23 protein-coding genes are annotated in these 26747 nt (G+C 48.7%); 6 read left to right on the plus strand and 17 right to left on the minus strand.

The window, feature by feature from the left end:
• Window positions 1-37 precede the first annotated feature (37 nt).
• Window positions 38-280: a membrane protein insertion efficiency factor YidD gene (gene yidD, locus B5066_RS14040; protein ID WP_079476524.1), complete on the plus strand. Its 243-nt coding sequence runs from the start codon at window positions 38-40 to the stop codon at window positions 278-280.
• Here the strand turns inward: yidD and B5066_RS14045 are convergent.
• The 7 genes from B5066_RS14045 to B5066_RS14075 form a co-directional block, all read right to left on the minus strand.
• Window positions 264-1205: a DMT family transporter gene (locus tag B5066_RS14045; RefSeq protein ID WP_079476525.1), complete on the minus strand. Its 942-nt coding sequence runs from the start codon at window positions 1203-1205 to the stop codon at window positions 264-266. The two genes, yidD and B5066_RS14045, sit on opposite strands and share 17 nt — an antisense overlap.
• A gap of 21 nt (window positions 1206-1226) precedes the next feature.
• Window positions 1227-2600, minus strand: a complete 1374-nt coding sequence (locus tag B5066_RS14050; RefSeq protein WP_079476526.1) for a hypothetical protein — start codon at window positions 2598-2600, stop codon at window positions 1227-1229.
• 130 nt (window positions 2601-2730) lie between these two features.
• Window positions 2731-3954, minus strand: a complete 1224-nt coding sequence (locus tag B5066_RS14055; protein WP_079476527.1) for a M24 family metallopeptidase — start codon at window positions 3952-3954, stop codon at window positions 2731-2733.
• Window positions 3955-3989: 35 nt separating this feature from the next.
• Window positions 3990-5429 (minus strand): aldehyde dehydrogenase family protein, encoded by a 1440-nt coding sequence (locus B5066_RS14060; RefSeq protein WP_079476528.1) that lies wholly within the window; start codon window positions 5427-5429, stop codon window positions 3990-3992.
• 12 nt (window positions 5430-5441) lie between these two features.
• Window positions 5442-6482 carry a homoserine dehydrogenase gene (locus tag B5066_RS14065; RefSeq protein ID WP_079476529.1) on the minus strand — a complete coding sequence of 347 codons (1041 nt, stop codon included), beginning with the start codon at window positions 6480-6482 and terminating at the stop codon, window positions 5442-5444.
• Between the two features lie 16 nt (window positions 6483-6498).
• A complete protein-coding gene (locus B5066_RS14070; RefSeq protein ID WP_079476530.1) occupies window positions 6499-7713 on the minus strand; it encodes a M20 metallopeptidase family protein in 1215 nt (404 codons plus the stop codon).
• A 15-nt stretch (window positions 7714-7728) separates the two neighbouring features.
• Entirely contained in the window at window positions 7729-8934 is a 1206-nt protein-coding gene (locus B5066_RS14075; RefSeq protein WP_079476531.1) for a cystathionine gamma-synthase family protein, read from the minus strand.
• A gap of 203 nt (window positions 8935-9137) precedes the next feature.
• Between B5066_RS14075 and B5066_RS14080 the strand changes: the two genes are divergently transcribed.
• Window positions 9138-10847: a PucR family transcriptional regulator gene (locus B5066_RS14080; RefSeq protein WP_079476532.1), complete on the plus strand. Its 1710-nt coding sequence runs from the start codon at window positions 9138-9140 to the stop codon at window positions 10845-10847.
• Between the two features lie 39 nt (window positions 10848-10886).
• Here B5066_RS14080 and kapB read toward each other — a convergent pair whose 3' ends face one another.
• From kapB to B5066_RS14110, 6 genes are all read right to left on the minus strand, one after another.
• The gene (gene kapB, locus B5066_RS14085; protein WP_079476533.1) at window positions 10887-11264 is read right to left on the minus strand and encodes a sporulation phosphorelay system protein KapB; all 378 of its coding nucleotides are present in this window, start codon (window positions 11262-11264) and stop codon (window positions 10887-10889) included.
• Window positions 11265-11283: 19 nt separating this feature from the next.
• Window positions 11284-11508, minus strand: a complete 225-nt coding sequence (locus B5066_RS14090) for a hypothetical protein (RefSeq protein WP_079476534.1) — start codon at window positions 11506-11508, stop codon at window positions 11284-11286.
• A 123-nt stretch (window positions 11509-11631) separates the two neighbouring features.
• Window positions 11632-13116, minus strand: a complete 1485-nt coding sequence (locus B5066_RS14095; protein WP_079476535.1) for a glutamate synthase subunit beta — start codon at window positions 13114-13116, stop codon at window positions 11632-11634.
• A gap of 92 nt (window positions 13117-13208) precedes the next feature.
• On the minus strand, window positions 13209-17816 hold the full coding sequence (gene gltB / locus B5066_RS14100; RefSeq protein ID WP_079476536.1) for a glutamate synthase large subunit: 4608 nt from the start codon (window positions 17814-17816) through the stop codon (window positions 13209-13211).
• A 191-nt stretch (window positions 17817-18007) separates the two neighbouring features.
• Entirely contained in the window at window positions 18008-18817 is an 810-nt protein-coding gene (locus B5066_RS14105; protein WP_079476537.1) for an NRDE family protein, read from the minus strand.
• Window positions 18777-19202, minus strand: a complete 426-nt coding sequence (locus B5066_RS14110) for a DUF2203 family protein (protein WP_079476538.1) — start codon at window positions 19200-19202, stop codon at window positions 18777-18779. The genes B5066_RS14105 and B5066_RS14110 overlap by 41 nt, the downstream gene beginning before the upstream one ends.
• Before the next feature lie 266 nt (window positions 19203-19468).
• On the opposite strand from B5066_RS14110, the gene B5066_RS14115 reads away from it, so the two are divergent.
• From B5066_RS14115 to B5066_RS14125, 3 genes are read left to right on the plus strand one after another with little or no spacing between them, the layout of a single operon-like run.
• Window positions 19469-20524 carry a toxic anion resistance protein gene (locus B5066_RS14115; protein ID WP_079476539.1) on the plus strand — a complete coding sequence of 352 codons (1056 nt, stop codon included), beginning with the start codon at window positions 19469-19471 and terminating at the stop codon, window positions 20522-20524.
• Window positions 20525-20559: 35 nt separating this feature from the next.
• Window positions 20560-21471, plus strand: coding sequence for a hypothetical protein (locus B5066_RS14120; protein ID WP_079476540.1), 912 nt, complete (start codon window positions 20560-20562; stop codon window positions 21469-21471).
• Window positions 21472-21492: 21 nt separating this feature from the next.
• On the plus strand, window positions 21493-22455 hold the full coding sequence (locus B5066_RS14125; protein ID WP_079476541.1) for a DUF2777 family protein: 963 nt from the start codon (window positions 21493-21495) through the stop codon (window positions 22453-22455).
• Window positions 22456-22491: 36 nt separating this feature from the next.
• Here the strand turns inward: B5066_RS14125 and B5066_RS14130 are convergent, their stop codons facing one another.
• The 4 genes from B5066_RS14130 to B5066_RS14145 are packed head-to-tail and all read right to left on the minus strand — an operon-like array spanning window position 22492 to window position 25854.
• Window positions 22492-23970, minus strand: a complete 1479-nt coding sequence (locus B5066_RS14130) for a PH domain-containing protein (RefSeq protein WP_179124122.1) — start codon at window positions 23968-23970, stop codon at window positions 22492-22494.
• Window positions 23963-24484, minus strand: a complete 522-nt coding sequence (locus B5066_RS14135) for a PH domain-containing protein (protein WP_079476543.1) — start codon at window positions 24482-24484, stop codon at window positions 23963-23965. Before B5066_RS14135 ends, B5066_RS14130 begins: the two co-directional genes overlap by 8 nt.
• The gene (locus B5066_RS14140; RefSeq protein ID WP_079476544.1) at window positions 24481-24690 is read right to left on the minus strand and encodes a hypothetical protein; all 210 of its coding nucleotides are present in this window, start codon (window positions 24688-24690) and stop codon (window positions 24481-24483) included. The genes B5066_RS14135 and B5066_RS14140 overlap by 4 nt, the downstream gene beginning before the upstream one ends.
• A gap of 24 nt (window positions 24691-24714) precedes the next feature.
• Complete coding sequence (locus B5066_RS14145) at window positions 24715-25854, minus strand: conserved virulence factor C family protein (protein WP_079476545.1); 1140 nt, start codon at window positions 25852-25854, stop codon at window positions 24715-24717.
• Window positions 25855-26019: 165 nt separating this feature from the next.
• On the opposite strand from B5066_RS14145, the gene B5066_RS14150 reads away from it, so the two are divergent.
• A complete protein-coding gene (locus tag B5066_RS14150; RefSeq protein WP_079476546.1) occupies window positions 26020-26745 on the plus strand; it encodes a metallophosphoesterase family protein in 726 nt (241 codons plus the stop codon).
• Window positions 26746-26747: the final 2 nt, after the last annotated feature.

Genomic DNA, 26747 nt, shown 5'->3' on the forward strand with positions numbered 1-26747 from the left:
GATGTAGAGGCAAAAATGATTATAGGAGTGCGTATGGATGAAAAAAATAATAATCGCGCTGATTCAACTGTATCAACGATATATTTCCCGGTTCACTCCACCTTCGTGCCGCTTTTATCCTACCTGTTCACAGTACAGCATCACCGCCTTTGAAAGGTTTGGATTTTGGAAAGGGGCCTTTCTAACAATTCGGCGCCTCGTCAAATGCCACCCTTTTCATCCAGGCGGTTTTGATGAAGTGCCAGAAAAAAAACAAGCGCCTGCTAAGAATGATGCTTAACAGGCGCTTGTTTTCGTTTTTTTAACAGCAGCTGGTCCACCCAGCCGGTACCAAGCAGCACGCCAGCAACAATAAATACGAAGCCTCCAAGCTGCGCTGGTGATACGTTTTCTCCGAGGATAAACGCAGAACTCAATAAACCAAAAAAGGGAACGAAATTATTAAATATAGCGGTTTTCCCCGGACCGATTTTCGAAATTGAGGCGTTGTATAATATCTGGCCAAGGCCGGTGGCAAATATCCCGGAAAGCAAAAACACGAGCCATACCCAGCCGGGCGCCGTGATGTATGATTCCCAGCCGGACGGGGCGAGGATAAAGCTGACGGCAAACAATCCGACAGAACCGACCATCAGCGTATAAATCGTCAGCACTCTCGGGGCTACCAGCTCGGAGGCTTTTTTTATAAACAAAAAGCTGATAGCCTGTGCTGCCATTGCGGCAAAAATAAAAGCGTCTCCTGTGGCTGCGCCTTGAACTGCGCCCCCATCTTCTCCAGTAACATTGATGAGCACTGCCCCGGCGAACCCGGCAAATACACCGAGCCAGCGAAGTTTCGTAAAGGCATCACCTAAAAAAATCATAGCTAACAGCGATGTGGTAATAGGAAGAAGAGCCAGAATCAGGGAGCTTTTCACAGCGGTTGTTTCACTCAGCCCTACAGCCAAAAATGTATGGTGGCCGGTCATGCCAAACACCGCAGCCAGCAGAATATACTTAATGGCGGCCCTTGGGACCCATTCAAACTCCCTGCGCAGAAAAACAAACAGAGCTACGGAAAGACCGGCGAGCAGGATGCGTGCTGCCTGCATGTAAACCGGGTTTATTTCCGCCACCAGCACCTTCAATGCCACCACGTTAAGCCCCCACATCAGCATAACAAGCATGACAGATCCATATAATTTTCCGGCTTCAAGTGGTCGCATTCCTGATTCTCTCCTTCTTTATTACATTATTGTTTCGCCTAGTATAAATAACACAAGACTCAATACTACGGCAGCGCTTAAAATAAATGCAGCATTTTTCCTTATTACCTGGATGGTGGTTGTCCCCATTAGATGAGAAGACATGAGGATGGCGCCTGTGAATGGAGACACCTGGACGCCAAGCATCCAGGACATCAAAAGCAGTACAGCCATAAACGAAGCCTCCACCCCAAAAACTTCTGGAGAGAGAGCCCCGCCAAGGCCTGTAACGATGATCACTGGGTGAATCCCTAAGGTGGAGAGACCCATTACAATAGCCACCACCCAGGCAATCAGCAGAATCATATAGCCCTGGGATAAAAAGCTGACAGCCTCTGAAAGCCAAGCCCCGGCATCACTGCTTCGGAGCGCAACGCTAAAGAAACCGGCCGTTACAAAAATACCAATTTCATTATACAGGCGTTCAAACGACCCGCTCACGTGTTTCCACGTGGACTGGGCAAATGAAGTGGCCTGTTTGAGCGCAAGAGCCCATGTCCACGGATACAATAGAGCCAGTATAGAAACAATTGTCAGCATATTATAAGGTAGAAGCATTTCAAGCAAAAAAGAAGCCCCAAGCAGTATGCCCAGAAATAGTAAAAACGTACGCATCGAAGTCATCGGAGGTTTTGCTTCTTTGTTTTTTCCCGGCGACGTCCAAGTATCATCAGCAAATGCGGAGGCCCGGAAGAATACAATAACCAGGATAGTCAACACGGCAGCCATTATGATGCCGTATGGACCGACTTCGCTCCAGCTCAGATCATAGATACTTAAAATAAGGGCCATGTTTACAAAGTATGGCGACCAGAGCATACAGGAACCGAAGCCCCGCAGCACCGTCAATGCCATTCTTTTTTGTTCAAAAGATGGAAAGCTTTCCTTGGCAATACCGTACACAAGCGGCATGGAGCCGAGATTAAGTATGGCACCGATGCTTGCTGTTACTCCGTAGCCAAGCTGATGCGGAGGGACCGCTTTCTTTTCATTTCTCCGTTCAAGGTACTGCTGAAAAGCATGCAGGTGACCCGCTTCAGACATGTACGTGCCGATGAGAGGCACTGTTAGAAAAAGTGCCAGCAGGGAAAGGTTCTCCCCAAAGCTTGTCCATACAATATGCCAGGAAACTCCGTAAATCCAGAACAAAGCAATGCCGACAGCAAGCAGCACATAAACGATGCGGCGGTTCAATGCAGGCATAACAGGCAAGGAGGCCACAAGCAGTACTCCGGCAATAAAACTGTACGCGTATTCGATGTAAGGCACGTGTAAAAGCACTTCTAAAAAATAGCAAAAAACAGCCACAAAGGCAGCGGCTCCGAGTGTAGTTCTTATGCAGGCCTGATGGTTCATGTTCATACCTCTTTTTAGTCAAGTCATCGTTGCAAACATCTTTTATGCTATCACTATCCGGAAAAAATAGCCAACACCTGCCTCTCACAAAAAAAGCAGGCCCCTTTAAAAGGAGCCCGCTTCCTGTATACTATCTGTAATTGGCATTCATCCTGCTTTCCGCAAAACCATCACCAAGCACTCCGGGTTCTTTAATATACATCTCCCTCGGCACGTGGCTTAGTAATTCACACCCGTTTTCCGTAATACGGATTGATTCCGTAATTTCCACGCCGTGGTCATCCAGCCATATGCCGGGCATGAGATGAAATGTCATGTTCGGCTGCAAAATAGTGTGGTCGCCTTTCCGGAAGCTGACGGTATGCTCGCCCCAGTCCGGGGGATAGCTGAGTCCGATGGAATAACCGAGACGGGATTCTTTAAAATATCCACGTCTTGCAATGGTCCGGCTCCAGACATTTTCCACTTCTTCCGCCGTCATTCCAGGCTTAATTGCGTCCATCGTTGTTTCGATCCCTTCAACCACTGTTTCCGACAGGTCGTACATTTTCTCCGGAGCCTGTCCGATCGCCATCGTCCGTGCCATCGGAGTATGGTAGCGCATATAGGCTCCGGCGATTTCAACTGTCAAAAAATCCCCATAGTTATATTTCCGGTCTGTCCATGTCAAATGAGGCGTTGCTGTGTTTTCATTGGCAGGAATCATCGGCACAATGGACGTATAGTCACCGCCGAATTCCTTCGTACCAAGAATTTGAGCGTTAGTAATGGCCGCGGCCACTTCATTTTCCCGAACGCCGACATCCACTGTATCAAACCCTGCCTGCATGGCATTTTCAAGTATTCGGCCGGCGCGGTACATGCATTCGATTTCCGCGTCTGACTTCACGAGCCGGACCCAGTTGACGAGCGTGCTGAAATTACGGAATTCTGCATTTGGGAGACCAGCCTGAATTCGCTCGTAGCACATCGCGGTGAAGTAGAATGCATCCATCTCCAGGCCAATTTTCCGGTTGCCCTGTCCAATTTCTGTCAAAATATTCGCCGCGAAATCCATTGGGTGCTTGATTGTCGACTGTACAAATTCATCAGGGTACGGGATGATATGATCGTCATCGAGCCAGGTGGTGACTACTGCACTATGGGCATCCATTTCCCTGCCGATCCATAGCGGCTGATCTTCATCAATCATTACAATCACCATCTGATGCACATAAAACGACCAAGCATTGTATCCCGTTAAATAATACATATTGGACGGATTAGAGACCAATAGTACTTCAATCCCGTATTCCATCATTTTCATTTTTGTCTGGTTCATTCTCATCAGGTACTCATCTTTTTCAAACAACATGAGCTGATCCCCCCTTTTATCCCGTCTACATTTATTTATTCATCGATGGCAAAGCATACGAGCCGTTTTTCCGACATTTCCTCGATTGCAAAAGCCACGCCTTCCCGGCCGATCCCGGAATGTTTGACGCCGCCAAACGGCATGGCATCAATGCGGAAATCGCTGCTGTCATTTACCATGACGCCGCCGACATGGAGTTTACGTACAGCCTTCAGCGCAATATTAACATCTTTCGTATAAATGCCGGCCTGCAGACCGAAAGGCACGGCGTTTGAGCGGGTGATTGCTTCATCAAACGTGGCAACAGAAGCAAGTATGACGACCGGCCCGAACACTTCTTCTTTTACTATCGCCAAATCCTCCGGAACATTCGACAGGACGGTCGGTTCGATAAAGGCACCGTGCCGGTTTCCGCCGGCGAGTACTTTGGCTCCGGCCTCCACTGCTTCTTTTATCCAGCTTTCAATTCGCTTAGCCTCTTTTTCATTGATGACCGGTCCAATATCGGAATCCTTATCCATTTTCCTTCCGGCACGTACCTGTCTGGCCTTTTCCACAAATGAAGTCTCAAAAGCGTCGTAAATATCTTCATGAGCGTATACCCGCTGCACACTCAGGCAGTTTTGGCCAGCAGCCCCAAATGCTCCGTCTACGCCTGACTGGGCTGCTTTTTCAATGTCCGCGTCCTTCCAGACAATATATGGGGAATTTGATCCGAGCTCCATGGACAGCTTTTTCAGACCTGCTTTGTGGGCGATACTTTTGCCTGTTTCGTACCCACCAGTAAAGCTGATCATCTGTACATCTTCTGACTCCACCAGAATGTCGCCAATGTCACGGCCTCTTCCGGTAATCACCGTCATTACTTTTTTCGGCAGCCCGGCAGCGATAAATGCTTCGGCCAGCTTCAGGGCACTGAGCGGCGTTTCTGTCGCCGGTTTCACGATAAGCGCATTTCCAGCAGCGATGGCCGGCGCTACTTTATGGGCCACTAGGTTCAACGGATCGTTAAACGGTGTAATAGCTGCCACAACTCCCACTGGAAAATGATAATAGTAGCCCATCCGGTGCGTATTGCCTTCCATCTGGTCAAAATTAATCGATTCCCCGGAAAGACGGCGGGCTTCTTCCGCCCCGAGACGAATAGTTTCGGCAGTTCTCCTTGCTTCACCGGAAGCTTCTGCTATCGTTTTGCTCCCTTCAAGAGCAATTATTTCCGCAAACTCCTCTGCATGGTCGAGCACGTAATCCGCCACTTTGTTTAATATATCCATACGTTCCCGTACACTCAAAGCTTCGGCAATCTCTTTACCTTCAACAGCAATCCGCACAGCTTCGCGTGCATCGTCGCTGCTTGCCATCGGCACTGTGCTGATCACAGATTGGTCTTCGGGATTGACAACGTCCAGCGTCTGCTCACGGCCGACCCATTCTCCGCCGAGAAGCATTTTTTGCTCTGTGATTTTTGTGGTCATGTTATCCCGCCTTTATATAGTATTTCGATCCATGTTAATCAGGTCGATCAACAATGCAAATCCTGTCTCCGGCACGCCGGCTCCAGCCCCCATCAGCGTAATTGGACCGCTCAGGTCGCATTCATAAGTGACAGCGTTTACTGCACCTCCTACATTGGCGAGGGCGTCGTCTTCGGAGAGCAGCTCTGGTTTTACCGATCCTTTGATTGTGCCTCCATTGTTTTCAACACGCCCGATCAGCTTCCAGTGCTTGTTTTCATTTCTTGCCTTCTGCATATCTTCTGCAGAAAGAGCCGTAATTCCTTGGCGTTCCACATCGTCTTTTTTCAAATCCGCTCCCATCACAACATTGGCGAGAATAACTACTTTATACAGTACGTCATAGCCTTCGACATCGCTGGTAGGATCCGCTTCTGCATATCCACGGGACTGAGCTTCTTTTAAAGCTTCGCCGTACTCCATCCCCTGCTCCATCTGGGTGAGCATGTAGTTTGTTGTTCCGTTCATTATACCTTTAATTGAGGTAATCCGGTTCCCGGAAAGGCTTGTCAGCGGCATTCGAAGCGCCGGGGTGCCGCTCATGACCGTCCCTTCGAATAAAAACCGTACGCCATTATCCTGGGCAAGTGCCTGAAGTTCTTTATAGGCAAGCGCCACTGGCCCTTTATTCGTAAGCACAGCATTTTTTCCAGCCTTAAAGGCTGTTTTGCAGTGATCAATCGCAGGCTGGCCTGTGTCCACATTGGTAAACGTGATTTCAATCACGGTATCTGCGTTTGACTGGGTGATTGTTTCGATACTGTCCCAGCCGCGCACGAGCCCTTCGGTATCAGGGTAGTTTTCGACTGTTCCATCTCTTTTCAGACAATCAAGAACCTTCTGCATGTCAAGGCCCTCCGGGTGGTGAAGGGAGCCTTTATACAAATCGGACACGGAAACTACTAAAAAGTCGGAACCAAAGGTTTCTTTCAGCCAGCTCCCCCGTTCGAGCAGTATTTCTGCAAGGCCGCGGCCCACTCCGCCAAACCCGATAAAATCTAATTTATGCGGCATATTTTTTCCTCCCAGTCTAATCTGTCTTGTGCTTTGTCATATAGTGTACAGCTGCTCCTGCAAGCAAGGAAGCGCCAATTGGTAAAATGGTTTCTTCAATATCAAACTGGGGCATGTGCAGCCCACTGTCTGCACGATCAGGATAACCTGCGCCGAGAAACATCATGCAGGACGGCACCTGGCGGGCCATGTAACTGAAATCTTCTCCGCCCATGCCGTAGGATTCTTCGTGGATCATTGTTTCCGGGTACAGTTCTTCAAGCACCGCCCGGTAAACCTTTACCGCTTCGGGACTGTTAACGAGTGCCGGCTCGCCTTCAGCAATCGTTACCTCCTGGGAGGCGTTCATTGATTCCGCTATGCGAAAGGCCTGCTGAAGCTCCTCGCGAAGCCGCTTACGGGTAGCATCTGAATAGCTGCGCATTGTGCCCCGGATACGGACTTCGTCCGGTATGACGTTGGTCGACGCTCCGGCCTTTAATTCACCGATACTTACAACCGCTGGTTCAAGCGGAGATGTCCGCCGTGACACGATTCCCTGCATCGCCTGCATCACAAACGTGCTGATCCATACTGGGTCAGTCGCAAGATGCGGATACGCCCCGTGGCCGCCGCTTGCGCGGATGATCCCTTCAAACGTATCAATGCCTGCCATGCTCGGACCTTCCTGCAGCCTTACATGACCCGGCGTGAACTCAGGGTCCATGTGCAGCGCAAAGGCTGCTTCGGCTCCTTCGAGCCATCCACGGCTGATTAAATAAGGACTGCCGGTGCTTCCGTATTCATCCGTATCTTCTTCAGCCGGCTGAAAAATAAACCGGATTGTTCCTTTTAAATGCTCCTGCTGCTTGTGTAGCATAAAGCAGGCACCGAGCAGCATGGCCGTATGAGCATCATGCCCGCACGCATGCATTTTCCCTGCACACGTAGAAGTGTAATCACAGTCGTTTTCTTCCTGAATCGGAAGGGCATCAATATCAGCACGCAGAATGACGAGAGGGCCGTCACCGGCCCCGAGCTCTGCGATCACGGCCGTGTCGAGACCTGTCTCTTCTCTTCCGCTATATACTGTTAAATTGGGGAGTCTTGCAAGCGTCTGTTTAATAAATGCTGCTGTCTCATACTCCTCAAAGCTCAGTTCCGGATGGCGATGCAGGCTGCGTCTCCATTCCACCAGCTGCTCTTTGATCGCTTCTGCTTCTTCCTTAATCGTTTTTGTCATTATCGTCATCGCTCAAACCGTCCTTTAGTTTTGCACGCTTTCAGCTTTTGGCAGCGAAGCCAGCGCCTGTTCCAGATCGTTAATGAGGTCATCTGCATCTTCAATGCCGACCGAGTAGCGCACAAGGCTTTCGGGGATACCGAGCGCTGCCCGCTCTTCCGGCGTATTTTCTACGTGGCTCGTCGTTCTTGCCGGACCAACCGTTGTTTCCACCGACCCGAGGTTTGCCGCCCGGTTGGCGTACTCAAGCTTTGGCAGAAACTGGCGTACAGCATCCATTCCACCTTTTAGCGAGAAGCTGAACATGCCGCCAAACTGGTTCATCTGTTTCGCCGCAATATCATGACCCGGATGAGTTTTAAGCCCTGGGTAGAAAACCTGGTCGACCTGCTCATGATTTTGCAGATGTTCAGCGATTTTCATCGCGGATTCACACTGCTGGCGCACCCGGAGATGTAATGTTTTCATGCCCCGAATCATCAGGTAGGCAGCCATTGGATCCATTGTAGCTCCGTTAATTTCGCGGTAATGAAAGATTTTTTCTACCAGGTCTTTCCGTCCGCATACTGCTCCACCGAGGGCGTCTGCGTGTCCTCCTAGAAACTTCGTCGCACTGTGAATAACAAGATCCACACCAAATTCGAGCGGGTTCTGGTTGATAGGGGTTGCGAACGTATTGTCAACAAACACAAGTGCGCCTACTTCTTTTGCTACCTTGGTCATTCGCTCAATGTCAGTAATTTTCACTGTAGGGTTTGTTGGCGTTTCTAAATACAAAACGTCGCAGCCTTTCCGCACTTCTGCTTCAATTTCTTCGTGGTTGCCTGTTTCACAGAGTGCAACCTCGATGTCCATATGCGGAAGAAACTCAGTAAAGATTTTATTGGTGCCTCCGTACGTATCTTTCATCGATACTACCCGGTCGCCAGGGCGAAGGAACGTAGCCAGGGAGTTGCTGATTGCCGCCATGCCGGTTGAAAAACTTGTAGCCGCTTCAGCGTCTTCCAAAATACGGATTTTATCTTCGAACGACTGCAGGGTTGGATTGGTGTTCCGGCCATAGATATGCCCTTCTTTTTTTCCTGTTGCCACATCATACCAATGGTCTAAATCATCGTAAGTATAGGCAACACTGTGGACTACCGGAACCTGGGTAGCTCCAAAAGCGCGGTATTCTTTTTCTCCTGCCCATACTGCTTTCGTTGAACGATTAATGTGTGTGTTTGCCATGATTGAACACAACCTTCCCTGTTACTATTTTTTCTCTATTTTTAGTGTATAGATTATTTGGTTAAATTCCATTCACACAATTGTATGAAGTTTCGCACTTTTTTTTGCACAATGTGCATGACACATTATCTTCCATGCAAATATGGTAGAATAAAACTAGAAGAAAAATTTACGTTTTTGGTACTGTAAAGGGGTGTCTCGCGATGATTTCCATGCAACAAATATTACAGCTTCCGATTATGAACACGGCCCTTCCATTGACGTCGAATGCCGATTCAAGCTCAATTACAGTCTACTGGGCATCGGTCATAGAAACACCTGTAGAAGATTTTGTCCGGCCGCGGGAATTAATTTTAAGCTCGGGGATCGGCTGTCAAAATGACCGGGAGCTGCTGGAATTTATTGAAGAACTGATGGAAGCGGGAGCGAGCGGCTTAATTTTGTCGGTCGGTCACTATATTTCGTCTATTCCTGATGTCGTAATTGATTTTTGTGAAACAAAAGCGTTTCCGCTTGTGGAAGTTCCGTGGGAAGTTCGCTTTTCGGACATTACAGAAGCGATTTCTGGAGCTCTTCATAAAAGCTCTCTGCGTTCCATTGATGTGTCAAATAAAATCCGCACAGACCTTCTCGAAATTATTCTCGAGGGCAAAGGTATGGAAGCGATTGCTTCTTACGTATACGAACAGCTGCAGATCCCAATGCTCGTAGTGGATAAACGCGGCCGCCTGAAAGCCCAGACGGACCAGTCAGCCGGGGCAGCTGAGTGGTGGAACAAGTATTTAAGCCAGGGGGGCAACCCGCTTTTTCCTCCTTTTCAGCAGCCGGATCCGGAAAAGACCCTGCCGGCAAATATGGAATGGATGGACACTGATGCCGGCACTCTGCTGCGTTTAACTGTGCAGACGACCCAGGATATCCAGGGCTATATGATTCTTCAATGGCCCAGCAATAAAGAAAAGCATGACGTGTTTGAAGAATACACCCTGCTTCTTCTTGAGCACTCGGTCACTACTTCTGCTCTCTGCTTTCTGCATGACCAGACAGCGCTTGAAACCGAGATGCGCTTGAAGGATGATTTTGTCTGGAGCCTGGCCAAAGACAATTACGAATCCCGGGACCAGGCGTTATCCCGTGGAAAATCATTAGGCTATAACTTAGAGCTTCCTTACATCTGCTTTGTGGCAAAGCCCGAAAATGTTGAACGGGTTTTCCACGCAGAATCCCCACCGCTGTCGTATGACCACTGGCTCGAACAGATCGGCTATACGTTTGAAGAAGAAGTCTCCCATGCAAGTCGTTATTTAAAAGCCCGGGTGATGAGCACTTTTCAAAAATCCGAACTCATTGTCTATTTGGAAATGCATCCGACCATGATGTATGATACCGTTTATTATTTCGCTGAAACGGTGCAGTACCGTCTCGAGCAGAAAATCCCTCACCTTGTCATCTCCTGGGGTGTCAGCAAAACAGCCGCCCCGTGGGAATTTGTGGCCAGCTTTTCGGAAGCTTCCTCTGCGCTTGATGCCGGCCGCAGACAGCGGGGCTTCGGCTACATTCATACGTACGAAGACACGCGTTTCGACCGGGCTCTGATGTCTCTTGCCAAAAATGAAGAAATCCGCCAGATTGCTGAAGCTACAGTTGCCCCCCTTCATCATTATTCCGTTGAACGGGGCATTGATTTAATGAAAACGGTCCGCACCTATAACGAATGCAAAGGGAACGTCAGCCAGACCTCGCGGGAGTTAAACCTGCACCGCCAGTCCCTTTTATACCGCCTAAAAAAAATTGAGTCGCTTACAAGCTGTGATTTAAATAATTCCGACGATTTGTTTTTAATCGAGCTTTCCATCCGGCTTCATACGGCCGGAGCACTGTTTGTTACCGATGAGCGTACGTCTCACGCATAAAAGAACAAAACACGAAAATAACTCTGCCCGCGGGCAGAGTTATAATAATTTTTGCCGCTCGTAATCCGTTTTTACGTCACGAAGCGTTTTCAACGATTTTTGGGAAAATTCATCTTCTTTACTTTCAAGTTCCTGCTCGTAAGCATTAAATGCCTGCCGGAGAGATTCTTTATAAGTCATGTCAGGCACTGTGTCAATTGGCTTCACGGCTTTTTTCTGTACCCAGATTTTTTCCTTTTCCGCAAGCGCCCGGCGTTCATGAAAAATTGGCACATTTGTTTTTTTTGGCTGGTGCAGATCTCCCTGCTTAGGATGCTCTAGTACCATCTGTACTTCCATCAGCCACTGTTCTGGATTTTCTTTCACAGGGATTCCAACATAAATTCCTGATTTGTAAGGAAATCGATACTGTTCCATCTTTTTTCCACCTTTCCTGTCAGCCTCCCGGCGTTATCGCAACAAACCATTCCCACAACATCTCTGCCCACGGCACAAGATGCGTGTTTGTCCATTCATTATATTCGCTCCATCCGAAAAGCACCTGGGCCATTTCCCCGGAAAACGAAACCATTACAAACAATAACGCCGTTGCCAAAATTAGTACGATGATGACTGCATAAACAATTAGTGCTGTTAAAATCCCTTTCGCAACTTTTTTCACTATAAACCCTACTCCAACAAAGTTTTAATCTATTGTATCAGATTATTTATAAAAATTCATTACAGTACGTGAAATTTAAATATTTTTTCTTAAAAAAGCCCGGAGTTACCGGGCTTTTTTCTACTACTGCAAATTGGTCATTCCCATCAAAAATCGATCGCACTCGCGGGCTGCTTCGCGTCCTTCGTGGATAGCCCAGACTACAAGGCTTTGGCCACGACGGTTGTCGCCTGCTGCGAATATTTTTTCATTGTTAGTCACATAACTTCCGTACTCGGCATTCACTGTGCTTCTTTCAGTACGCTCGATTTCCATCTGCTCAAGAAGCTCCTGTTCCGGGCCGGTAAAGCCAACAGCTAGCAATACAAGGTCTGCTTTCCAGACACGCTCAGTCCCAGGCACTTCATGGCGGACCTTTTGGCCATCTTCAAAGACAGTTTCCACTTCTACCGTATGGATTTCTTTTACCTGGCCTTTTTCATTTCCAACAAATTTCTTAGTCATAACTTTGTATGCACGCGGGTCATCACCTTGAAGAGCGGCCGCTTCTTTGTGACCGTCCTCCTGTTTATAAACAAGTGGATACAGCGGCCACGGGTTATCTTCTGGACGGTCGTTGTCTTTTTCTTTATTAATATCAAATTGTGCCAGGGAGGCGCAGTTGTGACGGAGGGAAGTCGTAATACAGTCCACACCGGTGTCCCCGCCGCCAATGACGATTACATGCTTGTCTTTTGCGCTGATATAGCGTCCGTCTGCGAGATTCGAATCCAGCAGGGATTTTGTGTTTCCGCGAAGAAAGTCCATCGCGTAGTGGATTCCTTTTAACCCGCGTCCTTCTGCTGGCACATCACGGTGCTTCTGGGCTCCGGTACAGAGAATAACCGAATCGTATTCTTCGTCAAGCTGCTCGGATGTAATATCTTTTCCGACATCGACGCTTGTCCGAAATTCGATGCCTTCTTCTTCCATAATGTCTGTTCGCCTGGTAATTGTTTCATTTTCCAGTTTTACTTCCGGGATACCGTAGGCAAGCAGTCCACCAATGCGATCGTCCTTTTCGAAAACTGTAACCGTATGACCGGCACGGTTCAGCTGTTGTGCTGCTGCAAGTCCAGCCGGCCCGGAACCAATCACTGCCACTTTTTTGCCTGTTCTCGTTTTTGGAGGCTCAGCTGTAATCCAGCCTTCCTTAAACCCTTTTTCAACGATATGATACTCAATTGATTTAATGGTTACAGGGTCATCGTTGATAGCTACCGTGCAGGATCCTTCGCACGGAGCCGGGCACACCCTTCCGGTGAATTCCGGGAAGTTGTTCGTTTTATGCAGGCGTGTTAATGCTTCCTGCCATTTCCCGCGGTAGACAAGGTCATTCCATTCTGGAATTAAATTGTACACCGGACAGCCAATTTCATCGGAACCCACCATGGAAGTGCCGGCCTGGCAGAAAGGAATTGCACAGTCCATACAGCGGGCGCCCTGTTCCTGGAGTTTGTCTTCCGGCATCATGATTTGAAACTCCTGCCAATTTTTCACCCGTTCGAGCGGATCCAGCTTGCTTGGAGCTTCTCTTTTATATTCTAGAAAACCTGTTGGCTTCCCCATTTCCTTCACTCCCACTTTTAAAATCGTTGCACGCTGTTCGCACAACGCCTTTATTTGAAAAGTCAGGAAGGCTCTAAAAGCCCTCCCCCCTATTAATTTCCAGTGACTTTCTCTTTATCTTTATCTCCCTCAGTTGTTGCCTCCTGGAAGGCTTCAAGTACAGCGTCCGCTTCGCTTAAACCGTTGTCTACTCTTTCCTGAATCGACTGCAGCATCGCCTGGTAGTCGTATGGAATGACTTTCACAAAATGCTTTTGTTCGGTTTCCCAGGCAGCGAGAATGCGTTCTGCCACTTCACTGCCTGTCTGTTTTCCGTGCATTTCAATCATCTGACGGACTTCCTGCTCGTCCTGTGCGGATTCGAGCGGCTCCAGGCCTACCATTTCGCTGTTGTATTTGCTTTCCAGTGTACGGTCGGGGTCGTACACGTACGCTACGCCACCAGACATCCCTGCTGCGAAGTTCTTTCCGGTAACGCCGAGATTGACGACCACGCCTCCGGTCATATACTCACAGCCGTGATCCCCGACGCCTTCAACTACGACTTTCGCTCCGCTATTTCTGACACAAAACCGTTCTCCGGCTACCCCACGGACATAAGCCTCTCCAGAAGTAGCTCCGTAAAACGTGGTGTTTCCGATGATAATGTTATCCTCCGGCTCAAACGTAGACGTATCCGGCGGCGTAACGATCAATTTCCCGCCTGAGAGTCCTTTGCCGATATAGTCATTGGCATCACCAATCAGGCTTAGCGTCATGCCCTTAGGGATAAACGCCCCGAAGCTCTGTCCCGCGGAACCGTAGAAGGTAAATCTGATGGTGTCCTCCGGCAGGCCTTCGAATCCGTATTTCTGGGTAATTTCGCTTCCGAGCATCGTTCCGGCCACCCGGTTCGTGTTTTGAATATCGAATTCTCCAAATACCGGTGTCCGGGATTCAAGAGCGTCCTTGGCCGCGTGCTTTAGCGTCGTTTCATCAAGAGATATATTCAACTCATGGTCCTGTTTAATGTGAGCCACGTGCTTCGATTGATTTTTCGCTTTCGGCCGGTGAAGCAGGTTAGACAGATTCACGGTCTGTGCTTTTTTATTATTGACTGATTCTACCTGCTTCAGCACCTCGGTATGTCCGACCATATCGTCGACACTGCGGAAACCGAGCTCTGCCATAATTTCACGCAACTCTTCAGCCACAAAAGTCATAAAGTTTACGACATTGTCGGGCTTACCCATGAATTTTTTCCGCAGTTCAGGATTTTGTGTCGCCACACCTACCGGACACGTATCGAGGTGGCAAACACGCATAATGACACAGCCGAGCACTACGAGCGGTGCCGTAGAAAATGCATATTCTTCTGCGCCGAGAAGTGCGGCCACCGCTACGTCCCGGCCTGTCATCAGCTTGCCATCCGTTTCCACTGAGATCCGATTCCGCAGGTTATTCATTACAAGCGTCTGGTGTGTTTCCGCCAGGCCAATCTCCCAGGGAAGGCCGGCATGCTTAATGCTTGTCCGGGCTGCTGCCCCTGTGCCGCCATCGTAACCGCTGATGACTACGTGGTCTGCGCGTCCTTTTGCGACTCCGGCAGCAATGGTGCCGACCCCGGTCCCTGAAACAAGCTTTACGCTGACACGGGCATTCGGGTTGGCATTTTTCAAATCATGGATCAGCTCCGCTAAATCCTCAATCGAATAAATGTCATGGTGCGGCGGTGGAGAAATCAAGCCGACACCTGCTGTCGTACCACGCACTTCCGCAATCCATGGGTACACTTTTTTGCCGGGAAGCTGTCCGCCTTCGCCTGGCTTTGCCCCCTGAGCAATTTTGATTTGTATCTCATCGGCGTTCACCAGATAGTGGCTTGTAACACCAAAACGTCCCGAAGCTACCTGTTTGATTGCACTCCGGCGCAGGTCTCCGTTTTCATCCGGCGTAAACCGCTCTGGATTTTCCCCGCCTTCACCCGTATTTGATTTCCCGCCAATACGGTTCATCGCAATTGCGAGTGCTTCGTGGGCTTCCTCGGAGATAGAGCCAAACGACATTGCTCCGGTTTTAAAGCGTTTAAAAATGTTTTCCACCGGTTCCACTTCATCGATACTGACAGGTTCACGTACGCCTTTGTTAAATTCGAGCATCCCGCGAAGAGTCGTCTGCTCCTGTTCCTGTTTATCAATAGCATCTGAATATTTTTTAAACAGGGTAAAATCATTTGTTTTTGCGGCGTGCTGAAGCATATGGATGGTATGCGGATTATACTGGTGAGGTTCGCCATTTCGCCTCCACTGCAGATCATCTCCCGGGTCAAGCGTTGTGTCCAGGCCTTCCCGGTCATTGTAAGCCCGGAAGTGGCGCTCGAGGACGTCTTCAGCAATAATTTCTGTGCTTACACCACCGATTCTCGAGGATGTCCATGTGAAATAGCGATTGATCACTTCGTCATTAATGCCGACAGCTTCAAAAACCTGGGCGCCCCGGTAACTCTGTACCGTAGATATGCCTATTTTCGAAAGAACCTTCATGATCCCTTTCGTAGCCCCTTTAATATACGTGCTTACCGCTTCCACGTAGGAGCCTTCCATTAATCCTTCTTTGATCATGTCATCGACCGAATCAAAGACGAGATAAGGGTTGATCACTTCTGCCCCGTATCCGAGCAGCACTGCCAGATGATGCACCTCCCGTGGTTCAGCACTTTCAAGCACCAGGCTGACGTCTGTCCGGCGGCCCGTGCGGATCAGGTGGTGATGCAGGCCGCTGACGGCAAGCAGAGCTGGTATTGGGGCAAAGGTCTCGCCTACATCGCGATCGCTTAAAATAAGAATGGTCGAGCCGTCATCGATGAATTGGTCCGCCTGCTCAAATAACCGTTCGAGGGCGTCTTCCATTTCATTAGCTCCTTTTGCAGCTTCAAAAACGATAGAAAGCGTAGAAGCAGCAAACCCTTCCTGTTTATTGGATCGCAGCTTGGCTAAATCCTCGTTGTTGACTATTGGCTTTTTTAAATACAGCTGCTGGGCATGCGAAGGTTTCGGGTCGAGCAGGTTCCCCTGTTTACCGATAGTCGTACCAACAGCAGTGACTATTTCTTCACGGATGGCATCTATTGGCGGATTTGTCACCTGGGCAAACAGCTGTTTGAAATAGTTATACAAAAGCTGCGGCTTTTTCGAAAGCACTGCAAGCGGAGAGTCGTACCCCATTGAACTTACCGGGTCGCCCGCTCCGGTTGCGAGCGGCTTAACTACTTTTTCCAATTCTTCATACGTATAGCCAAAAGCAAGCTGGCGCTGCTCTAATTTTTCAAAGTTAGTATTGTAGACGTCCTGACTTTCAAGCACATCCTCTAAATCTGTCAGGTATTCATCAGTCCACTCCTGGTATGGATGCTCACCAGCAATTTTGTCTTTAATCTCTCCGTCAGGAACAATGCGCCCTTCTTCAAGATCCACAAGCAGCATATGACCCGGATGCAGGCGCTCTTTGTACAGAACGTCTTCCGGAGCGATATCAAGTACGCCCACTTCCGAAGACATGACAATCTGATCGTCTTTAGTGACATAATACCGGGCAGGACGAAGCCCGTTGCGGTCAAGGCAGGCGCCGATCTGGCTGCCGTCAGTGTAAGCTATGGCTGTCGGCCCGTCCCACGGCTCCATTAAACAACTGTGGTACTGGTAAAATGCACGTCTCTTTTCATTCATTAACGGGTTATTTTGCCACGGTTCCGGAATCATCATCATCGCTGCATGAGGCATTTTATGTCCCGACAGCGTCAAAAATTCAAACGCGTTGTCAAACATCGAAGAGTCGCTGCCTTCGGCGTCCACCACCGGATGCACCTTCTCCATATCGCTGCCAAAGAGCTCTGATTCAAACTTTGGCTCTCTCGCATGCATCCAGTTAACGTTCCCTTTGATCGTGTTGATCTCTCCGTTATGGATGAGATAACGGTTCGGGTGCGCGCGCTCCCAGCTTGGAAATGTGTTCGTGGAAAAGCGGGAATGCACAAGCGCCAGTGCCGTTTCAAACTGGCGGTCATTCAAATCTTTGTAAAACTGATTGAGCTGCTCGGTCGTAAGCATCCCTTTATAAACAATTGTGCGGGACGACAGGCTTGCAAAATAAAAGCTGTCCTGGTCATGAAGCTTAACTCCGTGCTCATGCTCAGACCGTTTTCTGACAATATACAATTTTCGCTCAAAATCTTCTCTCGTTTTTACATTTTCCGGGCGTTTAATAAAAAGCTGCCGGATGGCAGGCATTGCTGAGAGTGCAGCATTTCCAAGCATGGAGTCGTCAGAAGGCACTTCGCGCCACCCAAGCAGGGGGAGGCCTTCTTCCTCCACCATTTTTTCAATAGCCTGTTCGCACTGGGCACGCCTGGTCTGGTCTATAGGCAGAAACAGCATCCCCACTCCGTAATCGCCTTCTTTCGGCAGCGAAAAACCGAGCTCGTTTTCTTTATTTTTAAAGAAACGGTGCGGAATCTGCAGAAGCATTCCTGCCCCGTCTCCTGTATTCACTTCATCTCCCTGGCCTCCGCGATGATCCAGGTTTCTTAAAATTTGCAATCCTTTTTCAACAATATCATGTGATTTTTTCCCTTTAATATCCGCAAGAAAACCGATCCCACAGTTATCCTTCTCAAACTGGGAGTCATACAAGCCTTCTTTATAATGTTTTCTAGGCAATAACATATACCCCTCTCCACCTCTCTCCATGGTGTCCAAATTTAAATTGGTTTGCATATTATATCATTTTTCTAAACATTCGACAAATTAAGATTTGAGTTCCACAAGTCATGTAAACGCTTATAAACGGATATACACGTTTTCATTCTTTGAGCGTATTTTTATATTCATACGCATAAAGGAATAAATATTCACATTTATACATGCCATTCATAACGGCCTGTGCCAGTACGGGCGTCTGTCATCCGCTCGATCATCGTAATTTTTCCGTCTTTTCGCACCGTGAACAGTGTCTGGCATCTCGTTTTATATTCAGGCAGATCAATAAACATTGAGGACAGCTGCTTTTCAAGCTGTTTGTCTATTCCCGTGTCCGGCAGGTCCTGGTCGGCAGCAGGCTCTGCATTCCGCATCGCCGTGAAAAAGCTTTCAGGGTGGAGCGTGTTTTCTGAAGAAGCAAGCAGCGTTTCTATTTGTTTTTTCGCTTTTTCCACCTTTGGCCACGGAGTGTTCAGGGAGGCGTTACTGAGAGCGTGCACTCCGGGAGTAAGACGCTCCACATGCGGGCCGTCTTTGTGGTTATGTAAATAAAAAACTTCTTTCCCGGAGCCGGCGATCATGTTGAACCCTCTGTATTCATTCCGGTCCTTCTGTACCGCTTCAAGAGCCTGTTTCGTTTCATTCCGCAAGAACCGCAGCGGCAGATGGCCCCGTGATTTTTCCCCGGCTTCCATTCCAGGTCTGCGGATATTTGTTACTGCTGCGAACCGTCCGGAAAGGCTGCCCCCCATCCATGTTCCGCCCTGCTTTAAATCTTTGCCTGCAATAATGCCTTCCCCCTGCCACATATGAAGACGTTTGGTCGGCCTTTCTAAAAATTCATCCCGGTTAGAAACCACGACAAGCGGAAACCACGGGTGTGCCTGGTGCGCCAAAGCAATTAAACACATGCCATTCGTTCCTTTCTTATTCCAACGGATACTTTCTCCACTCCGGATCTGCATCATCGTCTGTCGCTTCGATTCTTTTTCTTTTCGTATACACCGCAAATAATTCCCTGTACCTGGAAATAGCGGACTCCCCGAATTTCCAGCTGAGCATAACTGTACGCCCGTTCGCTTTTGCCGGAAGATCAATTTGCCCGTTCTGAACGCTGCGGACAAACACGTATTTCGTCTCGAGCTGTCTAATAAGATCCCGTGTCTGCCATTCTAAAAAATCAATGGCTGCCTCGAGCAAAAATACTTCTTCTTCCCCGGCGTCCGCTGCAGCCCGTCTCTTTCTGTATGTACGATGAAGAGTGTCCTGCAGATATTTCAGATAAATTATTTCTTCGTGGAACCATGGAATTAATGTATTTGCTTCTTCCAGTGAATAGTATTTGCTGAACATGGCAATTCTCCTTGGACACGCTTTCCTGCTTCTGCTCCCTAATTTATATACTGCTTCTATAATATGTTACAAAAAATTTTCAAAATTGCAAAGGAAAATGATTTGTTTTACATGCCCGGGCCCACCTATATTAACGAACATTTTTTACTATTGCACGCTCTAATGCTAAACTATAAGTATTATACTTCCTGTTCATAAACTATTGTTAATGACATACGATATATAAATAAAGGCCCCGTGGAATTAACTATTGAGGAGGAATCTGCATGACTGATGCATCCAATACGAATCAAGAAGATTTAACCCCCTCCACAAGCGAAGGGAAAAGCAGGGAAGAAGCTGAAAAGTTTATCGAGCGTTTCAAGAATGAAAAGGATTCAGACCAGCTTGTCAGCACACTCGGCGGCCTTGGGGAAACGGAACAGCGCAAGGCTGGTGATTCTCTTGAAGCACTAAAGCGGCCTGTCCGTGAAATGATGGATCAAAAAGACAATGAACTTCCTGATAAACTTCATGAATTAAAAACGGTGGTAGGCGAGCTTGAACCAGAATACCTGAAGGAAGGCCGTTTCCAGAAAACGCTGAATAAAATTTTGCGCCGGGACCCAGTAGAGCAGTATGCAAAAAAGTATGAAACTGTGGAAGCCCAGGTGGACAATATTATTCATGGCCTTCTCGCCGGCAGGGATAAGCTGCAGGAAGACAATGTCATGCTTGAAGAATTAAGAGAAACTGCCATCAAGCGTATTGAAGAGCTCGAAACACAAATTGAAACCGGCAAACAGCTGAACGCCATACTCGAAGAAGAAATGCTTCAAGAAGAATGGCGGGATAATCCGGCAGCTATTCAAAAAGGCCAGCAGAAAGTGATCTCGCGGGTAAAAAACATGACGCAGGCAGTGATGGTTCTGCAGCAATCGATTGCCTCGATTGACCTGATCGTTGACAACAATGGAAAGCTCGAGGAAGCGATTTTTAATGCTATTACCACGACCAAAAACATTGTTACCGTCACCGCTTCCATCCAGCTTGCTCTCGGCAATCAGCGGAAAGTGATCAATGCGGTGCAGAGTGTCAACGAATCCACCGAAAATATGCTTACCAACAATGCACGCATGCTGAAAGAAAATACGGCTGACACGCTGAAAACACTTGAGGAACCGGCTATTGCCCTTGAAACGTTTCAGCAGGCTTACCAGGATGTGTATGAAGCCATCCAGATGACCGAGCAGTCCAATGAGCGTATTGTCGCATCAAGCAAACAATTTATTTCTGAAATGGACGAACTGAATAATCAAATGAAACACAAGCTGTTAAACTAATATGATAGACACCAATGTATAGGACGGTGAATCACTTGGCTAACAAATGGTTCGAACACCCCTGGATCGAGCGCTTCCTGCCGGACCATATGCGACCGGTGGATGATCATATCTTCTCCGACAGCCACGGACTGTTTATCGTGGAGGAAATGGAAGCAGCGATCGACCGGGTGATTGCCCGGGCGGAGGAACTCCGTCAGTCAAAGCGCCTAAAGCGCGAAAACGAACTTTTTTTGTTCCGCATGAAGCTGACAGCCCGGCGCATCCGTATAACGAGCTCCGAAAAAGAAAGGTCCCAGGCGGCCATTCAAAAAACAGTGACGATTGATTATGTAAGAAGTACTGATGGGCATACCCCGGCTTTTTTGCGGGAAGCGCTGGTGCATTATATGAAGAATGGCAAAATGCATGCCCGGAACATTGAAAAATCTTCCTATTTTCAGCATATTTTTCGAAAGCTTGAAGTGCTTGATTATACCCTGCAGGGCCGGGCACCCCGTGATATTCAGCTGCACACGGCCGAGCCGGTCCGGGCAGAAGAAGTTCCCGAAGAAACACCGGTGAAATGGCATGCAGCGCTCGACCGGTTTTACCAGCACTATGTAGTTCAAGACGCCAGTATCCCGCCAGACATCCAACAGGAAATCCAGCAGATTGCTCAAGAGCTTGAAGAGCTGCGCTCCACGTCTTCCCTGCAGTTTGACGTGGAGGAGGAGTACCTGGTAGAACGTATGCTCAGCCGGGAAATACCGGATTTAATCGAAACGTACCGGCTCCTTGAACCGAATCACCGGCACGAGCAGCACGATGCGCTCCTGCAGGCGCTTGAAGCGATGCACAGACGGATTGGCTCACTCCGCATAGAACAAAACGATGTCCATGCCCGGAAGATGCGCCAGCTGTTGAAGATAAACGAAAAAAGATACCGGCAGGAAAAGAAATTTTAAAGGAATAAAGCGAGGTTCACTATGAAACGACAAGAAGCATTTGAGCACCAAGGCCGCCCCGTGGTTGTCGATTACGGCAGATCCGGGGCCTATTATGGTATTTTGGAACAAACTTCCGCCGCTCCCCGTAAAATATGGGAAGGCCGTGTCCGGATCCAGCAGGCCCACCGTCTTCCAGAAGTAGAAAAAAAAGAAGCAGTCCATGAATTTAATTTAGAGACTATCACCGCTCCAGGCACTAAAATTTATGCTGCTGATGAGCGTACTCCTGCCTCCTATGAGCATTCCGTCGTCCAACTGCTGGAAAAAGAAATCTCTTCCCCGCTCGTATCCTACAGCGATAAAAAAGAGTGGAAGCGCCTTTTGCACTCACTTTCCGTTACCTTTACACCGGAGCCGAAAGAACCACAGGAAGAGTCTTATATTTATTACGAAATTCACCGTTCGAGAGGAAATGTGTTTCTGCGGGAGGCGCCAAACGGCCAGGCCCTCGACATTGAAGACTGTCCATTCGAACTTGAGATTTCTCCGGCAGGTCTTCCGTGGCGCCGTGCAGTACATTATTACGATATGTATTTCCGCAACGATCACGGACAAATTTTCGAACTCCAGGAGCACGACCATGTCCGTATTCACAGTGATCAATTCCGCCCGTTTGCTATCTTTCTGAATGAGCTTGAAGACCCTTCCCGCTATAGCCTGGTTAAAAATATACACTCTAACGGCTTCAGCAAAGAGGATCTGATTGAGTGTCACAATCACCTGCTGTATCAATTGATGCAGGAGCCCGAAGAGACTTCTTTTACCGGAGTGAATTTTTTGTATTTCCGGAAACAGCAGTCCGTGCTCATCGTCCAGCACCATTATGAGCGCATTCTGCACGCAGAGGATGAGGACTATGTGTTCGACCGTTTTGAGATTACCACCGATAAAGGAGCCCGTAACCTGTTTATTTACACTAACTCGTTTTCCTGCAGGCAGTAATTATAACCATGCACAAAAAGGCTTTTGAACTGTGGTTCAAAAGCCTTTTCTTTGTGTTTTAGCAGCAGCGCTATCGCATGCCTTCTGGTACCAGGAAAAATAGGCCGCTTCGTCTTGTTCATCTACATCCCGTAAATAAACTGTCCTTCCGGTCACGCTGCTGATAACCGAAGCTGAAATTGTATACAGCTTCCGTTTCCGCTGGAAAAAGGACTGGGTGTTTTCCAAATATTGAATACGCCGCTTCGGTACGAAGTTATATATAGCACTCCAGGCTCTTTCCCGGACAATCAGCTGCTTTTCTTCCACCTTCATGCCGGATCCTTTGTAGCACATCCATCCCCACCAGGTGAAAAAGAACGGCACTACGGCTGCTGTCCAGCCATAAGGCACCCAGATGGCTGTTGGAATGAAGACCAACCACCAAAAAACCGAGGCCCGGAACATGTATCTTCTTGCAGCCCGTTTCGGCAGTTTGTTTACCTTTTCCGGAATCAATGCCGTATCGTCAATCTGCTTCATAAAGGTATGTAACTGCTTTTGGTGAATAAGCGGCAGCAGCATGATCGAATTCTGGCCCCGTTCGGTACTTCCACCAGCACTGTCTATATACACCGCCCACATCCCGAGCGCCTGCCTGGCTGGATTACTGATAAAACGAATACACGTTATCCGGTGCATTTGAAGCGTAATCTGCTTTCGTTCGAGAAGCCCCCATGTGATTTCAAGATCATTTCCGGTTCGGTTCACTTCGAAATTTCCGTGCTGCACGAGTGTCCATGCAGACGACACGAGCCAGCTGAGCAGTGCTGTCCCTAACAGTCCCCCGATAATAAACCAGTAGCTCAGATCAATTAACACACCAATCGACTGCTCCACCCACGCATCGGGAAGAAGGTTTCCCACTTGGGAATATAAGCCGGCTAAAGCAGCAAAAATGAGGCCTGCGCGCCCGGAGGTGAGCCCGGCTATGAAAATGGCCCGCATCGGCACTTTCCAGGAAAATGCCGGTGAAGCCGGCTCCGGGGCTGCCTCCTCCCCTGAATAATCTTCTTTTTCTTCTTCCGCCGAAAGCGGGGATTTTTGGATGAGGGCTGCCTGAATCATACCTGCCTCTTCCCGGCGGATCGCCTGGACCGACGCTTCCGCTTCTGCTCCACCGCCCGCTGTTTCAATATTAAGGCGGACAAGGCCGAACATCCGCTGAATGATGCCTGCAGTAATGTCTACCGATTGGACACGCTGGCTGCGGATAAAACGTTCCTTTTTCACAAAAATGCCGTAGTGAATCTGAAGCTCTCGTTCTATTAAACGGTAACGAAAAAAAACCCATTTCATGATGCTGCTGATGATGATAAACAGAACTAACAGCAAAAAAATCCAGTTAACTGGAAGCGGTCCGGAAGCCGTGCTTCCAGCAAAAAACGTAATAATCAGCGGAAAAAGAAAATCTTTCAACTGACGAAAAAAAACGGTTACAATAGCTGCCGGGTGCATGCGTCTCCATTCATTCATCGTCATCATCCGTTCCAGCTAAAAAGGCTATGCGATTTCGCAGCTCCGGCGCCGTCTCTTCTTTAAGAGCTGGAATTTCATGCATACCGGCTGCGGTGGAGATGGTGACGGTGGAAAGCCCGTAGCGCTTGTAAATCGGCCCCTGAGCTGTGTCTACATGCTGGATGCGCACCATCGGAATCAGCACGTGCTTAGAAATAATGACGCCGTACTGAAGCTCCACTTCCGTTTCGTATACCTCGTAGCGCCAGCGCTGCCATTGCCATTTCGGCAGCACCCAGGCGTACCAAACAGAAATAACAATTAAAAACCCAAGGACTCCGCCGAGAGACCAGCGGAGCCATTCCGGCCACCCGAACCAGATGGCGATCACAAGTAAAGCAAGAGGGATGAAAGAAACTACAGCCATTTCAATCATCCCCTTGAAGCGCCAGACCGTCAGCGCGTCTTCAGATATACGCTGTGACGGAGCCGGCCTCGTTGCATTTTCTTCCTCATAGATGCCGTCATTCATTCCTCATCCTCCACGTAAATAATCGTGACTCCTTCGTCCTGCAGCACTTTCAGCACTGCGTTGTTCAGCGTTTCATCACGAAGAAGGCCAAGAGAAGCGGCCAGCTCAAGCTCTTTTAAATCGCCATTTTCAGCGTCCTCAATCAGCTCGAGCACTTCCTCCATATTTCGTTCTTCAAGCTGCTGTCGTACTTCTGCTTTTGTCATCGTTCAGGCTCCTTCCCTTCTCTATTACGACCTGGGTTTTCGCTCCTGTTCCATTTTCTCACTCATCTGCTTCCAGATGGACCCTTTTGCTTCTTTCCCGCCTTCAATTCGTTTTAGTGCGAGCTTAATCTGCAGATCCACTTCAAATTCCGGGTCCCCGCTGGCTTCTTTTAAAGCCTCCACGGCGGAACTGTCACCTACTTCATATAAAAACATTGCCGCACGCCAGCGCACCAGCTTGTTTTTGTCCTTCAGCGCTTCAATCATGTCGGGGATGCCCGCAGGGTCCCCCAGATCAGAATACGTGTCTGCTGCTGTTCTTCGCACGGTGACAGACGGATCCTGCATCGCCTTTTGCAGATCCGGAAGTACCTGAGGATCTTCAAGCATGCCTAAATACACGACGGCGAGCCGGCGAATCGCCGGTTTTTCATCTGCAAGCCCTTTTTGGATGACCGGAAGATCTTCCATGGAAGGATCCATCTGGTCAAAGGCTGCATAGCGCTGTTTCCAATCCGGCTCCTCCATCATCTCCATGGTCACTTTTTTAAACTTCGGCTCTGTTTCTTCCGCTTCCGGCGTATTCGCGATTCGCACCAGCCGTTTCAGCCGTTCATCGGGATAAGCAGCAGCAATCTCTTCTGCCATGTCGCTGCCTATCTGTTCCAGATCCTGGCCGTAACGAACCCCGTAATCCTCCCATTTGCGCTGCATCACGATGTTATCGTCTTCAAGCTGGGCTTCAAACGCAGCGGTCTGAAAGCGTTCCGGCAAACCCTGGCGTTTTTCTTCCTCGCCAGCCAATAGTTTTATCTGCATCGGGATGTTTTTAAACATCTGTACCTGTGCCTGTACTTCCCCGAACGCTTCCTGCGGCTCCTCCGGCTCTTCGGCCGGCTGCTCCACCTCTTCGCCGAATGCCTGGCGCACCTGAGGGAGCAGCTGCTCCCAGTCGGCTTTTGGATGACGCTCGAGGGCCATAAAGTCAGCGACGTGATACACACCTTTAATGCCTTCGATCTCCAGCAGTTGCTGGATCGGTGCCGGTGCGTCTTCTTTATTTTCCGGTTTATAATTGCCTGTCGTTCCAGCAGGCAGCGTTTCGTTAACATTCAGCTTCATCGTATGAGGACTCGGTGTTGGCTCAATGGATGTAATATGCATGATTAATCTCTCTCCTTTAAAATAACGTCCCGATTTGCACGTCTGATTATAGCACAGGAGAAGCCTCTCCTGCCAACCGGCTTGTGCATTTGCATTCCAAACCAGCCCGCTGTTCTGATACACTGTAATAAGATTGTTTCAAAAGCTCATGAGGAGGTTATTACGTTGCAAATTGCACTTCTTTCCGACGTCCATGGCAATGCACGAGCGTTAAAAGCTGTATTAAACGACCTGCATGCCTTATCGGTAGACCATATGTATATGCTTGGCGATCTTGCTTTTCGCGGACCGGAGCCAAAAAATTCTATTGAAACCGTTCAGTCCCTGCCTGCAAAAGTACTGAAGGGAAATGCAGACGAATGGATTGTCCGCGGCGTGCGCGAGGGGGAGGTGCCTGAAGCTAAGCGCTCTATTATGAATCAGGAGAGAGAGTGGGCACTCGAGCGACTCTCCAGCAATGACATTAAATACTTAGAAGAACTTCCTGAGTCATTTCTCGATGACTATGAAGGCTTCCGCTTGTTCGCCTTCCATGCGGTGCCGGGCAGCCTGTTCCCTCCAGTGCCTGTCGACAGTGATGCTTCTGTTTTTGAAGAATCATTTTTCCAGAAGCAGGAGGCAGACATTTATGTATACGGCCATGTGCACACTCCATCCATTCGAAAAATAGGAGCGAGATGGGTGATCAATACAGGGAGCATCGGCCTGCCCTTTGACGGGGACCCAACACCGTCCTACGTTCTTTTGACTATCGAAGACGGAGAAATCATCCCGGAAATCCGCCGGGTGCCTTATGATACTGATGAAGTTTTAGCACAGTTTGATGCTAACGATTATCCAAACAGCGATCAGGTAAAACGCATTATTTCTTCTGGACGCCCGCCAAAATGAAG

The sequence above is a fragment of the Marinococcus halophilus genome (assembly GCF_900166605.1).
GTDB lineage: Bacteria > Bacillota > Bacilli > Bacillales > Marinococcaceae > Marinococcus > Marinococcus halophilus.

Coding starts and splice junctions, on each gene's coding strand:
- yidD (WP_079476524.1), top strand. CDS start 38: ATGAAAAAAATAATAATCGCGCTGATTCAACTGTATCAACGATATATT.
- B5066_RS14045 (WP_079476525.1), bottom strand. CDS start 1,205: ATGCGACCACTTGAAGCCGGAAAATTATATGGATCTGTCATGCTTGTT.
- B5066_RS14050 (WP_079476526.1), bottom strand. CDS start 2,600: ATGAACCATCAGGCCTGCATAAGAACTACACTCGGAGCCGCTGCCTTT.
- B5066_RS14055 (WP_079476527.1), bottom strand. CDS start 3,954: ATGTTGTTTGAAAAAGATGAGTACCTGATGAGAATGAACCAGACAAAA.
- B5066_RS14060 (WP_079476528.1), bottom strand. CDS start 5,429: ATGACCACAAAAATCACAGAGCAAAAAATGCTTCTCGGCGGAGAATGG.
- B5066_RS14065 (WP_079476529.1), bottom strand. CDS start 6,482: ATGCCGCATAAATTAGATTTTATCGGGTTTGGCGGAGTGGGCCGCGGC.
- B5066_RS14070 (WP_079476530.1), bottom strand. CDS start 7,713: ATGACGATAATGACAAAAACGATTAAGGAAGAAGCAGAAGCGATCAAA.
- B5066_RS14075 (WP_079476531.1), bottom strand. CDS start 8,934: ATGGCAAACACACACATTAATCGTTCAACGAAAGCAGTATGGGCAGGA.
- B5066_RS14080 (WP_079476532.1), top strand. CDS start 9,138: ATGATTTCCATGCAACAAATATTACAGCTTCCGATTATGAACACGGCC.
- kapB (WP_079476533.1), bottom strand. CDS start 11,264: ATGGAACAGTATCGATTTCCTTACAAATCAGGAATTTATGTTGGAATC.
- B5066_RS14095 (WP_079476535.1), bottom strand. CDS start 13,116: ATGGGGAAGCCAACAGGTTTTCTAGAATATAAAAGAGAAGCTCCAAGC.
- gltB (WP_079476536.1), bottom strand. CDS start 17,816: ATGTTATTGCCTAGAAAACATTATAAAGAAGGCTTGTATGACTCCCAG.
- B5066_RS14105 (WP_079476537.1), bottom strand. CDS start 18,817: ATGATGCAGATCCGGAGTGGAGAAAGTATCCGTTGGAATAAGAAAGGA.
- B5066_RS14110 (WP_079476538.1), bottom strand. CDS start 19,202: ATGTTCAGCAAATACTATTCACTGGAAGAAGCAAATACATTAATTCCA.
- B5066_RS14115 (WP_079476539.1), top strand. CDS start 19,469: ATGACTGATGCATCCAATACGAATCAAGAAGATTTAACCCCCTCCACA.
- B5066_RS14125 (WP_079476541.1), top strand. CDS start 21,493: ATGAAACGACAAGAAGCATTTGAGCACCAAGGCCGCCCCGTGGTTGTC.
- B5066_RS14130 (WP_179124122.1), bottom strand. CDS start 23,970: ATGAATGAATGGAGACGCATGCACCCGGCAGCTATTGTAACCGTTTTT.
- B5066_RS14135 (WP_079476543.1), bottom strand. CDS start 24,484: ATGAATGACGGCATCTATGAGGAAGAAAATGCAACGAGGCCGGCTCCG.
- B5066_RS14140 (WP_079476544.1), bottom strand. CDS start 24,690: ATGACAAAAGCAGAAGTACGACAGCAGCTTGAAGAACGAAATATGGAG.
- B5066_RS14145 (WP_079476545.1), bottom strand. CDS start 25,854: ATGCATATTACATCCATTGAGCCAACACCGAGTCCTCATACGATGAAG.